General features: G+C 70.5%; 13 protein-coding genes and 1 tRNA gene. 5 read left to right on the forward strand and 9 right to left on the reverse strand.

Going from position 1 to position 14,355, the window contains the following annotated elements; genetic code table 11:
• Window position 1 precedes the first annotated feature (1 nt).
• Genes crtI through idi form a run of 4 tightly spaced genes read right to left on the reverse strand, consistent with a single transcriptional unit; the run spans window position 2 to window position 4,057 of the window.
• Window positions 2–1,597, reverse strand: coding sequence for a phytoene desaturase family protein (gene crtI / locus HMPREF1529_RS10165; RefSeq protein ID WP_016464743.1), 1,596 nt, complete (start codon window positions 1,595–1,597; stop codon window positions 2–4).
• On the reverse strand, window positions 1,594–2,448 hold the full coding sequence (locus HMPREF1529_RS10170; protein WP_005053613.1) for a phytoene/squalene synthase family protein: 855 nt from the start codon (window positions 2,446–2,448) through the stop codon (window positions 1,594–1,596). Before HMPREF1529_RS10170 ends, crtI begins: the two co-directional genes overlap by 4 nt.
• Window positions 2,445–3,512, reverse strand: coding sequence for a polyprenyl synthetase family protein (locus HMPREF1529_RS10175; protein ID WP_005053610.1), 1,068 nt, complete (start codon window positions 3,510–3,512; stop codon window positions 2,445–2,447). The genes HMPREF1529_RS10170 and HMPREF1529_RS10175 overlap by 4 nt, the downstream gene beginning before the upstream one ends.
• On the reverse strand, window positions 3,509–4,057 hold the full coding sequence (gene idi / locus HMPREF1529_RS10180; RefSeq protein ID WP_005053608.1) for an isopentenyl-diphosphate Delta-isomerase: 549 nt from the start codon (window positions 4,055–4,057) through the stop codon (window positions 3,509–3,511). Before idi ends, HMPREF1529_RS10175 begins: the two co-directional genes overlap by 4 nt.
• 64 nt (window positions 4,058–4,121) lie before the next feature.
• Here idi and HMPREF1529_RS10185 point away from each other — a divergent pair, with 64 nt between their 5' ends.
• Window positions 4,122–4,598, forward strand: coding sequence for a MarR family winged helix-turn-helix transcriptional regulator (locus tag HMPREF1529_RS10185; RefSeq protein ID WP_332248120.1), 477 nt, complete (start codon window positions 4,122–4,124; stop codon window positions 4,596–4,598).
• A gap of 81 nt (window positions 4,599–4,679) precedes the next feature.
• On the opposite strand, the gene HMPREF1529_RS10190 is transcribed toward HMPREF1529_RS10185, so the two are convergent.
• Window positions 4,680–4,756: transfer RNA gene (locus HMPREF1529_RS10190), tRNA-Met, on the reverse strand.
• Between the two features lie 131 nt (window positions 4,757–4,887).
• On the opposite strand from HMPREF1529_RS10190, the gene HMPREF1529_RS10195 reads away from it, so the two are divergent.
• On the forward strand, window positions 4,888–5,691 hold the full coding sequence (locus HMPREF1529_RS10195; protein ID WP_005053604.1) for a carbon-nitrogen hydrolase family protein: 804 nt from the start codon (window positions 4,888–4,890) through the stop codon (window positions 5,689–5,691).
• Here HMPREF1529_RS10195 and HMPREF1529_RS10200 read toward each other — a convergent pair.
• A complete protein-coding gene (locus HMPREF1529_RS10200) occupies window positions 5,672–6,889 on the reverse strand; it encodes an aminotransferase class I/II-fold pyridoxal phosphate-dependent enzyme (protein WP_016464744.1) in 1,218 nt (405 codons plus the stop codon). The genes HMPREF1529_RS10195 and HMPREF1529_RS10200 overlap by 20 nt on opposite strands.
• A gap of 100 nt (window positions 6,890–6,989) precedes the next feature.
• On the opposite strand from HMPREF1529_RS10200, the gene HMPREF1529_RS10205 reads away from it, so the two are divergent.
• A complete protein-coding gene (locus tag HMPREF1529_RS10205) occupies window positions 6,990–8,576 on the forward strand; it encodes a trypsin-like peptidase domain-containing protein (protein ID WP_016464745.1) in 1,587 nt (528 codons plus the stop codon).
• A gap of 96 nt (window positions 8,577–8,672) precedes the next feature.
• Here HMPREF1529_RS10205 and HMPREF1529_RS10210 read toward each other — a convergent pair whose 3' ends face one another.
• The 3 genes from HMPREF1529_RS10210 to HMPREF1529_RS10220 are packed head-to-tail and all read right to left on the reverse strand — an operon-like array spanning window position 8,673 to window position 11,206.
• Window positions 8,673–9,962 (reverse strand): maltokinase N-terminal cap-like domain-containing protein, encoded by a 1,290-nt coding sequence (locus HMPREF1529_RS10210; RefSeq protein WP_016464746.1) that lies wholly within the window; start codon window positions 9,960–9,962, stop codon window positions 8,673–8,675.
• A gap of 21 nt (window positions 9,963–9,983) precedes the next feature.
• Entirely contained in the window at window positions 9,984–10,223 is a 240-nt protein-coding gene (locus HMPREF1529_RS10215) for a hypothetical protein (RefSeq protein ID WP_232212110.1), read from the reverse strand.
• A 50-nt stretch (window positions 10,224–10,273) separates the two neighbouring features.
• Window positions 10,274–11,206, reverse strand: a complete 933-nt coding sequence (locus tag HMPREF1529_RS10220) for a hypothetical protein (protein WP_016464748.1) — start codon at window positions 11,204–11,206, stop codon at window positions 10,274–10,276.
• Window positions 11,207–11,308: 102 nt separating this feature from the next.
• Here HMPREF1529_RS10220 and HMPREF1529_RS10225 point away from each other — a divergent pair, with 102 nt between their 5' ends.
• Window positions 11,309–12,799 (forward strand): ABC transporter ATP-binding protein, encoded by a 1,491-nt coding sequence (locus HMPREF1529_RS10225; protein ID WP_084675244.1) that lies wholly within the window; start codon window positions 11,309–11,311, stop codon window positions 12,797–12,799.
• Complete coding sequence (locus HMPREF1529_RS10230) at window positions 12,775–14,328, forward strand: hypothetical protein (protein ID WP_016464750.1); 1,554 nt, start codon at window positions 12,775–12,777, stop codon at window positions 14,326–14,328. The genes HMPREF1529_RS10225 and HMPREF1529_RS10230 overlap by 25 nt, the downstream gene beginning before the upstream one ends.
• Window positions 14,329–14,355: the final 27 nt, after the last annotated feature.

The raw sequence follows: 14,355 nt of genomic DNA on the forward strand, positions 1-14,355 counted from the left end.
CTCAGGCGTCGTCTCGGCCGGGGCCGACGCCCCGTCCTGCCCCGACACCGCTCGGTTCTGGCAGGCGGGCCGCGCCGTCGTCGCCGCGAAGCCGTTTGACGACCAGTTCGGCGGAGATCAGGCACATCGGAAGGCCGATGCCCGGCAGCACCGACGTGCCGGCGTAGAACAGTCCGCCGACCTTTCGCGATGCGTTGCGAGGTCGGAAGACGGCGCTCTGAGCAAGAGTGTGCGCGAGCCCCAGAGCACCGCCACGCCACGCCCCCAGATCGGCTTCGAAGTCGGCCGGCGCGATCGTGCGTCGCACGCGGATGCGGGCCGCGAGGTCCGGGATGCCGGTCCATGCGGCGATCTGGGCGATGACGCGATCCGCGGCTTCCTCGATCAGGGGCGCTCCTGTTCCACCGATCCCACCGCGCCCGAGCGACGGGTCGGCGGGCATCGGAACGAGCACGAACAGGTTCTCGCTGCCGACCGGTGCCACCGTCGGGTCGGTGGCCGACGGGCGGCACACGTAGAGCGAGGCGGGGTCGGGGATCCGCGTGTCACGCCCGAACACGTCGCCGAAGTTCTTCTGCCAGTCGCGGGCGAACAGCAGCGTGTGGTGAGCCAGCTCCGGCAGTTCGCCCTCGACGCCGAGCAGCAGCAGGAGGGCGCCCGGGCCCGGATTGCGCCGTCGCCACCACCGTTGCGGGTAGGTCTGCAACGACGCGGGCAGCATCGTCGTCTCGGTCGCGTGCAGGTCCGCCGAGGAGACGACGATGTCGGCCTCGTGCACCGTTCCGTCGGCCAGGCGGATGCCGATCGCGCGCGCGTCCTGAGTGAGGATCTCCGCCACCGGCGACGACGTGTGCAGCGTGGCGCCCTGGGCCTCGGCGACACGGGCGACGGCCGCGATGACCTCCGTGAAGCCGCCCTGTGGGTAGAGGACCCCTTCGTCCAAATCGAGGTGGCTCATGAGGTGATACAGGCTCGGTGCGTCGAAGGGTGACGACCCGAGGAAGACGGCCGGATAGCCCAGGATCTGGCGAAGGACGGGATCGGAGAAGCGGCGTGCGACGTGATCGTGGAGCGAGCGGGTGAGCAGGGGGGCGAGGCGGGGGAGCTGGCCGGCGACGGCCGGGGATCGCAGACCCTTGGTGGAGGCGTAGGTGTCGTACAGGAATCGCGACACGGCAAGCTCGTACGCATCGTGCGCCGAGTCGAGGTACTCGTCGAGGCGGGCTCCGGCCCCGGGCTCCCGGCTCTCGAAGAGCTCCCGCGCCTGAGCGCGTCCCGACACGACATCGATCGGGGTGCTGGATGCGTCGCCGTCGGGCTCGGGGTAGACACGATAGGCGGGGGTCATTGGGATGAGATCGAGCTGCTGGGCCGCCGTCGTGCCGCACAGGCGGAAGAAGTGATCGAAGACCTCCGGCATGAGATACCAGCTCGGTCCGGTGTCGAAGCGGAAGCCATCGCTCTCCCACGAGCCCGCGCGCCCGCCCACCTCGTCCGCGGCCTCGTGGAGGTCGACCCTCCAGCCGTCGCGCGCGAGCAGGGCGGCGGTCGCGAGCCCGGAGATGCCTCCGCCGATGACCAGGGCCGTGCGGCTCATGGGGTGCTCCGTTTCGGGGGGCGGCCGGCGAGGGCGCGAGCCGCGATGGTTGCTTTGACGGGAGTGGGCACCGAGACGCGCACGGTCTCGTCGTCGTCGCGCAGGCGGCGGGCCAGCTCGGCGAACAGCCCGTGTGCGGTCGTCACCGCGCGCCGGCAGTCGACGGGCAGGTCGGCGATCGCCCGGGCCGCGGCATCCAGGTCGGCGTCGATGCGGTCGAGGACGGCGATCCGGTCCCGGTGTCCGTCCTGGAGGCCGAGGTAGTCACGGCCCAGTCGGTTCTCGTCGTCCGCGCGGTCGCGGAGGAAGTTGACGTCCTGGAAGGCGGCGCCGAGGCGGCGGGCGCCCTCGACCAGCGTCGGGTCGGGGCTCAGCGGCGTGCTGCGACCGGCGTTGACGAAGATCTGCAGGCACATCAGACCGACCACCTCCGCCGACCCGTACACGTAGGCGTCGTGCGAGGCGTCGTCATGCTGCGTGCGCGTGAGGTCGGTGCGCATGGAGGCGAAGAAGGGGCGGATGAGATCATGGCCGATCCCGCATTCGCGCGCCGCCAGCGCGAACGCGTGAACGATGAGGTTGGTGCTGAAGCCGCGCGCGACCGCCGCCAGCGTCTCGGCTTCGAGCTCGTCCAGCAGCAGCCGCTGGGTGGGTGCCGGCAGGCCGGTCGCCTCGGCCGCGCCGTCGACGACCTCGTCCGCGACCCGTACGAGTGCGTAGACGCTGCGCACATGCGTGCGCACGCGCGGGCCGAGCAGGCGGCATGCCAGCGCGAACGACGTCGAGTAGGCCGTGATCACGGTCGCGGCCGCGTCCTGCGCGCACCGGTCGTACAGGGATCCACCGCTCACGGGATGCGCCCCTCGATCGTGTTCGCGACTTCGGCCAGCAGCGCGACGGCGGCAGGCGGCAGCGACGGCGATGCGGCCCGCGAGCGCGCTCGGCTGAGGCGGTCGTGAATGAGGGCGACCAGGTCGTCGCGTGCGCCGCTGGCCTCGAGTTCGCGCTGTGCGCGCCGCACGGCGATCGGACCCGTATGCGCGACGGCGAGAGCCGAGCTGACCCGCGGCCAGGCGGCGGTGTCGCGCGCGAGCGCGATGAGAGGAGTGCGCTTGGCTTCGCGAAGGTCGGCCCCCGGGTCGCGGCCGGCCTGACGACGTGAGCCGAACGTCCCGATGAGGTCGTCGACCAGTTGGAAGGCGAGCCCGAGGTCGGCCGCGGCGAGCGAGAGCTGCGCGCGGGCGGCATCGGTCGCACCGGCCATCACCGCTCCGGCCAGCAGCGGTGCTTCGAACGAGTAGGCGGCCGTCTTGTCGTGCGCGGCGCCGAGCAGCGCGTCGGTTTCGGGATAGTCCGCGCGGGCAGCGTGCTCGACGTCGGCGAGCTCGCCGGATGCCGAGACGAGGATCGCGTCGTCGATGATCTGAAGCAGGGCGACGCGTGTCGGAGCATCCACGGAGGCACACGCGACCAGTCGGCTCGCCTCGAACAGCAGGAGATCGCCGGCGAGCACGGCCGCGGCGTCGCCGACGGTCGCCGCCTGGTCGCCCGACGCTCCGAAGGCTTGCGCGCGAGTGCGGAAGCGACCCGCGACGTTCGGGATGCCGCGCCGCTCCAGATCGCGATCGATGAGGTCGTCGTGCACGACGAAGGCGGTGTGCAGAAGTTCGAGGGCGGCGGCGACGTCCCAGACGGCCGCATCGGCGGCGTCGGGCGACCCGCCGAACGCGCGGTACGCCGCGACGACGAGCGCCGGCCGCAGGCGTTTGCCGTCCGCGGCGGCCGCGGATGTCGCGGCTGCCAGCGCCCGCGCGCCGTCGCCGAGGGGCGCGGCCCGGCGTTCGAGGCGCTTGAGCGCGCCGCCGATGGCGGCGTCGATACTCTGCCGCGCGTCGTCATCGAGGAGCGTGATCACGACGCTCTCCGCACGCTGGCTTCTTCGAAGACGCCGAGCTGCTCGGCCTGGAGCACCAGCCACGGGCTGAAAGCCCAGGGGGTTGCCCGCAGCGAGACGGCGAGATCGGACGGATCGACCCAACGGGCCTCGGCGACCTCGAGCGGGTTCAGGCGCGGTTCGTCGTCGACGAGCGCGGTGTAGACCGGGCAGATCTCGTGCTCGACGATGCCGCTCGCATCGACCGCGCGGTAGCGGAAGAGCGGCAGGGCGATCTGCACGTCGCGCAGGGCGACACCGAGCTCCTGCTCTGCGCGGCGGTGCACCGCGTCGATCACCGGTTCTGCCGGTCGCGGGTGTCCACAGAAGGAGTTGCTCCACACTCCGGGCCACGTCTTCTTGTCGAGTGCCCGGCGTGTGACCAGCGTCTCGCCGCGCGAGTTGTAGACGTGGCAGGAGAACGCGAGGTGAAGTGCGGTATCGGTGCCGTGGACGCTCGCCTTGGGCGCCGTGCCGATCTCATCCCCGTTGTCGTCGAGCAGGACCACGTATTCTGTCGAGGACACGAGCTTCTCCTTATTGCTAGTTTAGCTAGCTATTTTAAGGGATACTACCTTTCGAGTGAGGGGGGTGTCCAGCGTGACAGACCGATGGATTCCGACGACCGACCGCGACCAGCTCGTGCGCGACGCGCTCGTCGCCGTGCGCTCCTTCAGCGATTCTATGGACCGCATGCACGGCGTGCTGCGCAGCGACATGGACATGAACGGATCCGATCTGGCGGCGCTGCGCATGCTGATCGTGCGAGAGCAGCGGGGTGAGTGGGTGTCGCCCCATGAGATCGCGAGACACCTCGCGATCTCGACGGCCTCGACGACGAAGCTTCTCGATCGCCTCGCCGAGCGCGGGCATATCGAGCGCCGGCCTCACCCCGCCGACCGACGCGCTCGCATCGTCGTGCTCACCGACCGCGCCCGCAGTGACTTCTTTCATCACCTGGGCGCGCGCATGGTGAAGATGCGCGATGTGATGAACGCCTACACCGACGACGAGCTGCGTGTCGTCGCGCGCTTCCTCGACGACATGGACGACGCGATGGTCGACTGAGTCTCGCGTCGGGCTCAGAAACGAAGAAGGCGTCCCGATCGGGACGCCTTCTTCGTTGACCGGATGACACATCCGATCGATTGGTTGCGGGGACAGGATTTGAACCTGCGACCTCTGGGTTATGAGCCCAGCGAGCTACCGAGCTGCTCCACCCCGCGGCACAAGGAATAGCCTAACACGGGTTTCGCGTGCCGGAGTACACGGGCGGGCACGGCCGGTCGTTGCTCCCGACGCGGTGGTCGGGGAGGATGGGACGAACGCCCGCCCGCCCTTCGAGAGGACACCACCGATGAGAACGGATGCCGTGGGTGTCGCCGTCGCCCAGTTCGCGCCCACGGCGGACAAAGCCGACAACCTCCGCGTCATCGACGAGCTGAGCGGCGTGGCCGCCGCTCGTGGCGCCGCGGTGGTGCTCTTCCCCGAGTACGCGAGCTACTTCGTCGATCCGTTCGATGCGACGCTCGCTGCCAACGCGGAGGACCTGGACGGAGCATTCGTCGCAGGGCTGACGGAGATCGCGGCACATCGCGGTGTCGTGGTGGTCGCAGGCCTCGTCGAACGCGGCGCGGCCGACCGCGTGCGAAACACGGTGGTTGCCGTGGACGCTGCGGGAGTGCGGGCCGTCTCGCGCAAGCTTCACCTCTACGACGCATTCGGACAGCGAGAGTCCGATTGGGTCGAACCGGCACCGGTCAGCGCTCCCGAGACCTTCGACGTGGGCGGTCTGACGATGGCGCTCATGACCTGCTACGACCTGCGCTTTCCGGAGGTGGGGCGCGTGCTCGCCGACGCGGGCGCCCACGTGATCCTGGTGGCTGCGGAATGGGTCAGGGGACCGCTGAAGGAGCAGCACTGGCGGACGCTTCTGCACGCGCGCGCCATTGAGAACACCCTGTATGTCGCCGGCGCCGATCACCCGCCGCCGCTGGGCGTGGGCGCATCGGTGGTCGTGGACCCTCAGGGCGTCGAGATCGCCGGGATCGGAACGGCGACGGATGTCGCCGTCGGTTTTGCGGATGCCGGCACCATCGACCGTGTCCGGCGCGTCAACCCGGCTCTGCAGTTGCGCCGGTTCACCGTCGCGCCGCGCTGATCAGCGCGAGACGGCGGCTTGCCTCGGCGATGACCTCCATCCGCTTGCACGCGGCGAAGCGCACCAGCGTCGCGTAGTCGCGGCGGCGTTCAGGAGCGACGAAGGCCGTGAGCGGAATGGCCACGACACCCGCGCGTGCCGGCAGCTCGCGGCAGAACTGGGCCGCGTCGATTCCCGGTTCCATCAGCGCCGCGGCATCCGCCACCGTGAAGTACGAACCGGCTGGCGTCGACACCGTGAACCCGGCGGCGTTCAGCCCTTCGGCGAGTCGGTCGCGTTTTGCCCGCAGCGTGGCCGCAATGCCGGCGAACACCGCGTCGGGAAGCCCGAGCCCGACGGCGATGGCGTCCTGGAACGGGGTTGCACACACGTAGGTGAGGAACTGCTTGACCGCCAGGACGGCATCGATGAGATCGGCGGGACCGGTGATCCACCCGATCTTCCATCCCGTCGTGGAGAACGTCTTGCCCGCGGAGGAGATCGACAGGGTGCGTTCGGCGGCGGCCTGATACGTCGCGATCGGAACATGGGCGCCGTCGAAGACGAGGTGCTCGTACACCTCGTCCGTCACGATGAGAGCGTCGTGGCGCTCGGCGAGTCGGACGATCTCCGCCCGGACATCGGCGGAGAAGACGGCGCCGGTCGGATTATGCGGATCGTTCACCAGGATGATCCGTGTGCGGTCGGTCACGGCGGCCGCCAGATCGTCGAGGTCGGGCTGGAAGTCGGGCCAGTGCAGTGGCACGGTGACCAGTCGCGCGCCGGCCAGCGCCACGGCGGCGGCGTACGCGTCGTAGTAGGGCTCGAAAACGACGACCTCGTCGTCGGGCGAGTCGATCAGGGCGAGGAGTGTCGCGGCCAGGGCCTCGGTCGCTCCGGCGGTCGTCACGACCTCGCGGTCGGGATCAAGACTCACCCCGTAGAAGCGCTCCTGATGCGCCGCGATAGCCCGCAGCAGCGCCGGGACACCGCGACCGGGCGCGTACTGGTTGCGCCCGTCCGCGATGGCTGCACGGGCGGCATCGATCACCGCGGCGGGTCCGTCCTCATCGGGAAAGCCCTGGCCGAGGTTGATCGCCCCCGATTGTGCGGCCAGAGCACTCATCTCCGCGAAGATCGTCGGCGCAGCGGCACCTTCTGCCGACAGCAATCCCGCCCCCTGTGCCGTACGGCGCCACGCGCCGGGAATCTCTCGCATCGCGCTCAGGCTACATGCATAGGCTGGGCGAGGTGCCGGCATAAGCAACACACAGAATCGCGCGACATCCTGGTCAGGTCTTGGGAAGAAGGAAGCACACATGAGCGAGAACACCCCCACCAACAGCGAACCGCAGGATGACGCCGTGCAGGGCATCGACGCCGCACAGCAGGGCGAGACCGTGCCGGAGCGTCCGCCGCTGCCCGAGCAGTCGGCCACGCACGCGGCCCAGAGCTCACCGGAAGCAGCCCCGACGGCGCCTCCCGCGCCCGTCGGCGCGCCGGAGCACAACGCCGGTTACGCCGCGCAGGCGCCCTACACGGCCCCGACCGCGCCGTCCGCTCACGCGACGAGCCCTCAGGCTCCCCACACCGCGTACCCGGCCCCGTCCTACTCCGGCGCGGCATTCGGCACCTCCGCCTTCGGCGCGCAGCCCACCGCCGCGTACCCGGCTGCGACCACGAGGCCCGAACACGCGCCGTCCGCAAAGCTCGGCGCCGGAAAGATCGTCGGCATCATGGTCGCCGCGGCGCTCGTCGGCGGTGCGGCCGGCATCGGCGGCGCGGCGGCGGGGGCGTCGTTCCTGCCGCAGTCGCAGACGGTGGTCAACGGAGCCCCGTCCACGGTCACGGTGAACAACACGGCGTCGGTCAACCAGACGACGGCGATCGCCGCGAAGGTCGTCCCGAGCGTGGTCACGATCTCGGCGACGGCCGGTTCCTCGGGCGGCACCGGATCCGGCGTCGTGCTCACCTCCGACGGGTACGTGGTGACGAACACGCACGTCGTCACCCTCGACGGTCAGTCCGGCGATGCCAAGTTGTCGGTCACCGCATCCGACGGCAAGGTGTACGCGGCGACCATCGTCGGCACCGATCCGACCTACGATCTCGCGGTGATCAAGCTCACGGACGCATCGGGACTGACGCCGATCGAGTTCGGCGATTCGTCCAAGCTCAACGTCGGCGACGCGACGGTCGCCGTCGGTGCGCCACTGGGGCTGTCGAACACGGTGACCACCGGCATCGTCAGCGCGCTCAACCGATCCATCCAGATCGCCTCGTCGGCGGCGCCGAAGGGCGACACGCAGGACCAGACCCCGCAGCAGGGCGACGGCAACGGTTCGCCGTTCCAGTTCGACTTCGGTCAGGGGCGGCAGCAGGCCACTCCGCAGAGCTCCATTTCGATCGCGGTGATCCAGACGGATGCCGCGATCAACCCCGGCAACTCCGGCGGCGCTCTCGTGGACGGCAACGGCAAACTGATCGGCATCAACGTCGCCATCGCCTCGGCCGGCGGCTCGAGCTCGAGCGGCCAGTCCGGCTCGATCGGTGTCGGCTTCTCGATCGAGTCCGACATCGTCAAGCGCATCACCGACGACCTGATCAAGAACGGCACCGCCACTCATGGTCTGCTCGGCGCGGGGGTGCGTGATGCCGCCACGCAGGAGGGCGCGACGACCGCCGGAGCGTACATCGCGGAGGTGACCTCGGGCGGTGCCGCTGCCGCCGCGGGCCTGCGCAAGGGCGACGTCGTGACGTCCTTCAACGGCGTTCCGATCACCAACGCCACCGACCTCACGGCTCAGGTCCGCGCGCTCGCCGCCGGGTCGAAGGCGACCATCGTCTACGACCGTGGCGGAAAGACCGCCTCCGCCGAGGTCACGCTGGGCCAGCTTCAGCAGTAGCGACGCTCACCGCCCGTAGACACCGGGCGACACCGAAGGCCACCGTGCGAGTTCTTCGCACGGTGGCCTTCGTCGTCGGGTGCGAGGGCGGCGGAGTCAGTGTGCGAGCAGACGCTCGATCGCCGACAGCGGGATCGCGAGCCATGCGGGTCGGTGCCGCGCCTCGTAGATGGCCTCGTAGACCGCTTTGTCGAGTTCGAGTGCGTTGAGCAGAGTCACCGCGGGCGCGCCGCCGGTGTCGGCATAGCCGGCGAGGAAGGCCGCGCGCGCCGTGCGGGCCCAGGCCTCGGCATCCTCGTCGACGGCAGCGTCGTGCTGCTGGGGGGCACGCTGCAGACGCAGTGAGCCCGCGACGTAGTCGAATGACCGCAGCATCCCGGCGATGTCGCGAAGGGCGAGATCCGGCGCTCGTCGTTCGGCGATCGGCCGCATCGGTTCGCCCTCGAAGTCGAGCAGCATCCAGCCCCGTGTGGGCGAGTGCAGCACCTGGCCGAGGTGGTAGTCGCCATGCACACGCTGCAAGGGTGGCCACGCGGAGGCCTCGGCGGCAGCGTAGATGCGGGAGATGGCCGCCTCGTGCGCGGCGAGGGCGGGAACTTCGACCATCGCGATGGAGAGTCGTCGCCGCCACGCTGTGCTGATCGCGTGGCGGGCGGCGTCGTCGGCAGACGGGGTGGGGAACAGGCGGGCGAGATCGCGATGGACGGCGGCGGTGACCTGGCCGAGGGAGGCGGCTTCGGATGTGAAGTCGGTGTTGACCGCCGCCGCAGCCAACGCCACCCGCCATGCGTCGTCGACGTCGGGCAGGAACTCCTGCGCGAACGCGAGCGAGCCTTGCTGCACGTCGCCGCCCTGCGGCATCATCCAGCGCCCGTCGAGATGGCCGACGACGGGCGGAACGTGGCGACTGCCCGCAGCGGCGAGGGCGGACTGCAGTTCGATGTCCGGGTTGATGCCCGGATGCAGTCGCCGGAACACCTTGCAGATCGTGGGGGCGGCCTGATGCGGACGGAAGATGATCGAGGTGTTCGACTGCTCGCCGACCAGCACCTGAGAGGGGCCATCCAGATCGCTGCGCCCGAGTTCGGCGAGCAGCGCAGAAGCGAACGCGTGATCATGGGGTCCGTCGATCAACGCGCGACCGTCCTGGAGCGCGATCGTCCACGGCCCGATGACCTCGGCGGGACGTGTCACGAGAGGGACCTGATAGACGACGGCATTCTCGTCGTCACCGTCGGCGACGATCACGACGCGCACGGAGACATCCGCGTCGCGGCTCGTCAGCTCGCGCTGGTCGAGAAGACGCAGGCGGGGGGAGCGGCCGGTGGGCGAGTACCACCGCTGCTGCGGCATCCACGTAGCCAGGTGCCCCAGCGTCGTCTGCATGCGTCGAGGCTAGTCAGCCGGTCACGGGCTGTCGAGGTCGCCGGATTCGTCATCCCCGTCGCGGTCGGCGTCCGCGGACGGCGCCGCGTGAGGAAGGAAAGTCTCCACCGGAACCGAGATCGCGACGCCCGCCGCGCCGAACACGCCGAGATCGTCGACCGGCGGCGGCAGCACCTCCGCGGGCTGTGGCTGGTCCGGGGGGTCTGCGGGAAGCCCGCCCCACTGCGACGGATCCTCGGGCCGGCTCTGGAAGATACCCATGGGCCCATTGTGCGCGACGCGCCACTGACGCGCTCCCGCCGCGCGCAGGATCACTCGGTCTCGTGGGTCGCGGCATCCTCGCCGGGCGCTGTGGGGGACCGATGCGTGTTGCGGCGCGGGATGAGACCGGCGACCGTGGTCGCCGCCGATCGCCCCCGGACGCCGATGGCGCTGCCGGTGCGTCGAACGAAGCCGAACGCGGTGCGCTCCACGCGCGTCGCCCCGGGTCGCGGCTCGAGTTCTGCGGGGTACTGCAGCGGTGCCACCCCGAAGGCGCGGCGGGATCCGACGACGACGCGTCGCCCGAGCAGGTGGTTTCCGGTGCCACCGACGGCGGCGCCGATGCCGAAGGGGAGCGCTTTGCCGATGACGGAGGCGCTGCCCTTAGCGGCGAACTGACGGATGAACGCCGACTTCAGCCGGTCGACGAGAGGACCCACCGCGGCTCGAGGCAGCGACTTCGTGACGAGCTCACCCCAGTACGCGGGCCGAGACGCGCCGGAGCCGGCGATCTGCCGGCCGAGCTGGGCGACGAGATCGACGCCCTCCTTGCCGAGCATGAGCGTCAGCACGAGAGCGCGTGCGCGGTCGGGGTTCTCCACGCGGATGCCGTGCAGCTCCGCCAGCGACTGCGCAAACAGCGCCGTGGCCTCGAGGAAGCCCACCGTCTCGACGCCGGACAGCGCGAGGGTCATGCCGGTGCCGATGCCGGGCACCACGGCGGTGGCCCCCACGGCTGCGCCGCCGGTGGTCACCGCGGCGAGGTAGCGGCGTTCGAGCATGCGGACGATGTCGCTGGTCGAAGCGTCGGGGTGACGCAGGCGGATGCTGCGCAGATGTGCGATCACGGCGGGACGCTGAACCTGAAGGACCCGGTCGAGTGCGCGAATGGTCCGGGGGTGCTCGGGGGACCCCTCCGGGGGCAGGCCGCCGGCCCACGGCGCGTCATCGGGGAGCGTGTGGATGCGGGGAATCTTGGCCATGACGGCACGATCCTATGGACGGCCGCTGAAGAGCGGCTGAGCGTTGACGCGGGTGTGTGGACGATCGGGGCGATCGTCGGGTCGGCTTGCTAGGTTTGACGGGTGAGCGCCCCCCATCCGACCCCCGCGGACGACGACGACGACGGCGTGCACGCACTGCCGCCGCTGCCTGTCGTGCCCGCCGCCGAGGCGGCAGCTCAGCTCGATCGCCGCGACGGCGGGCGCGAAGACGAACCGGTCGCGCCGCCGCGACCGCGCCGGCCCGCGGCCACGCCCGCCGCCAAACGCGCGCCCCGGCCTCGTAAGCCGAAGGCGACACCGAGACCGACACCGACACCGCCGCGGCCGGATGTGCCGCCGGCAGTGGCGGCCGCACGATTCGAGGCTGCCGCCCCGCTGTCATCGATCGAGCCGGATGAACTCCCGCCGAGGCCTGCCGCAGGGGACACCACCGCCGTGAGCGGTGCGGAGACGACGACCGTGGAGATTCCGCCCGTCGAGCGAGAGCCCCAAGCGGAGCGGCCGGAGCCCGCCGTCGAGGTCGAGGTCGACGGCGAGCACGAGGGCGATGCTGTCGCGGTGACCGAGGCGGCTGTGAGCGTCGAGGACGAGCCGGTGGGTGCGGACGATGTCCAGGCCGCACTTGAGGTTTCGCACGAAGCCGCACCTGAGGTTTCGCCCGAAGTTGCGGCTGACGTCGAGTCCCTCGTGGACCCGGAGCCTCTGCCCGATCCGGACGACGCAGCATCCCCGCTCGCGGAGATCCTCGCCGTCACGGCGTCGTCGACGGCGGACGACGAACGCACCGTCGACGAGTCCGTCGCGGACGAGCAGGTCGACGCGGTCCGCCTCAGCGGCGTGACGAAGACCTTCGGTGCGACCGTCGCGGTCGTCGCGATCGACCTCCGGATCGCCGCCGGTACCTTCTATGGGATCGTGGGGCCCAACGGGGCGGGCAAGACGACGACGCTGTCGATGATCGCGGGTCTGCTCCGCCCCGACAGTGGCGAGATTCGCATCGCAGGTGTCGACCTGGCCTCCGCGCCGCGTCAGGCGAAGCAGAAGATGGGCATCCTCCCCGATCGGCTGCGCACCTTCGACCGGCTGACCGGTCGACAGCTGCTCCACTACTACGGCGTGCTGCGAGGGCTGCGATCGGCGGTCGTGGAGAGTCGCACGGCCGAGCTGGCGCGGGCGTTCGATCTCACCGATGCCCTGTCCCGACCTGTGTCGGACTATTCGGCCGGCATGACGAAGAAGATCATGCTCGCCGGCGCGATGATCCACTCGCCGCGCGTCCTGGTGCTGGACGAACCGTTCGAGTCGGTCGACCCGGTCTCGTCCGCCGTCGTCCTCGACATCCTGTCCGCCTACGTCGCGCACGGCGGCACGGTGGTGCTCTCCAGTCACGGGATGGAGCTCGTGGAGCGCGTCTGCTCCGGACTCGCAGTGATCGTCGGAGGCCGCGTGCTCGCCGAGGGGACCGTCGACGAGGTGCGAGGGGAGCTCACTCTCGAACAGCGCTTCATCGAGCTGTCCGGCGGCATCAGCGATGCGGAGGGCCTCGAGTGGTTGCACACGTTCTCCGACTGAGGCTCGACCTCCTCCTCGGCGCTCTGCGCGGAGGTCGACGCCAGACCGTGCGCACCCTGGTCGGCGGCGCGGTGATCGCGGTGGTCGTGGTGGCGGTGTGCATCGCCGCATGGCGCCTGCACGCCTCCTCGGAGGATGCGGCTTTCGCGGTGACGATCGTCGCGGCATCCGCCCTCACTCTCGGGTTCTTCGTGACAGTGCTGGTGGGCGGCGTGGACGACCAGCTCGACCCGCGACGATTCGCCGTGGTCGGAGCCTCGCCCCGCGAGATCGCCGGGGTGACGCTGCTGGCCAGCGCGATCAGCGTGCCGGCGCTCGCCCTGATCGTCGTCGCGGTGGCGCTGAGCGCGCTGTGGACCGATCGCGGAGCTCCGGTGTGGGTGTCCATCGTCTCCGCCGTGTTGGGTGTGCTCACCTGCCTGCTGCTTGCGAAGATCGGCCTCGCCCTGGCGAGCATGGTCCGCGATCGCCACTCGAGAGAGCTGACGGGCGTGTTCCTCATCGCCCTGATCGTCGTCGTCGTTCCCGTCGTCGTCTTCCTCGCGTCCCTGCAGTGGACACAAGGAGTCCCGTCCGCCCTCGTCGCGGCCGTCGACCTGCTCGCGCTCACGCCTCTGGGGGCCGCCTGGGCGCTTCCCGAACGCGCGCTGAGCGGCGGCGCCGCTGCCCCCGCCGTGATCGCGGTGCTGTCGGTCGCGGTGCTTGCGGCGCTGTGGTTCTGGCTCGTCGACCGGCTGATGACGACGACGGAGCGCCCGGGGGCCGCACGTCAGCGACGCGGGCTCGGCTGGTTCGATCTGACCGGCGGCACGGCTGCCGGCGGCATCGCGGCGCGCAGCATCATCTACTGGTTCCGCGATCCGCGATATCTGGTCAACATCATCATCGTGCCGATCGCGGCGGCCCTGACGATCATCCCGCTCCTGCTGGTCGGCGTGCCGTTCGAGTTCGCGGTGCTGCTACCGGCGCCGCTGATCGCGCTCTTCCTGGGATGGCTGCCGCACAACGACCTCGCTTACGACTCCACGGCCTTGTGGATGCACATCGCGGGGGCCGTGCGCGGTGCGGCCGACCGGGCCGGACGTCTCGTGCCGATCGCGGTCGTGGGCGTGGTCCTGTTGGCGGTAGCGGTGCCGGTGACGATCTCCCTGCATGGTCGTTGGGCGATGCTCCCCGCGATGGCGGGCGTGTGCGCCAGCCTCTTCCTGGGCGGTCTCGGATTGTCCTCGCTCACCTCGGTCATCGCCCCCTACGCCGTCTCCCGGCCGGGCGACAGTCCGTTTCAGCAGCCGCAGCGCACGGGCGGCGGACTCTCGCAGGCGGTGGTCATGTTCGGTGCGGTGCTCCTCAGCGTTCCGGCGTTGTGGTGGGCCTGGCTCGCGTTGACGGGGGACGAGAGCTGGGCGTGGACCGCGCTGTGGGGCGGCGTGGGGATCGGCGCGCTGGCGCTTTTGATCGGGATCTTCGCCGGCGGGGCCGTGTTCGACCGCACGGGCGAGCGTCTGATGGAGTTCGCCGAGTCGACGTGACCCTCTGTGCACGAACCGGTCCGGGGG

Source organism: Microbacterium sp. oral taxon 186 str. F0373, from assembly GCF_000411455.1.
In the GTDB taxonomy this organism is placed as follows: domain Bacteria; phylum Actinomycetota; class Actinomycetes; order Actinomycetales; family Microbacteriaceae; genus Microbacterium.

Bases quoted from the DNA above. Each gene is read 5' to 3' on its own strand.
- crtI (WP_016464743.1), bottom strand. From the start codon at position 1,597: ATGAGCCGCACGGCCCTGGTCATCGGCGGAGGCATCTCCGGGCTCGCG.
- HMPREF1529_RS10195 (WP_005053604.1), top strand. From the start codon at position 4,888: ATGAGAACGGATGCCGTGGGTGTCGCCGTCGCCCAGTTCGCGCCCACG.
- HMPREF1529_RS10200 (WP_016464744.1), bottom strand. From the start codon at position 6,889: ATGCGAGAGATTCCCGGCGCGTGGCGCCGTACGGCACAGGGGGCGGGA.
- HMPREF1529_RS10205 (WP_016464745.1), top strand. From the start codon at position 6,990: ATGAGCGAGAACACCCCCACCAACAGCGAACCGCAGGATGACGCCGTG.
- HMPREF1529_RS10210 (WP_016464746.1), bottom strand. From the start codon at position 9,962: ATGCAGACGACGCTGGGGCACCTGGCTACGTGGATGCCGCAGCAGCGG.
- HMPREF1529_RS10215 (WP_232212110.1), bottom strand. From the start codon at position 10,223: ATGGGTATCTTCCAGAGCCGGCCCGAGGATCCGTCGCAGTGGGGCGGG.
- HMPREF1529_RS10220 (WP_016464748.1), bottom strand. From the start codon at position 11,206: ATGGCCAAGATTCCCCGCATCCACACGCTCCCCGATGACGCGCCGTGG.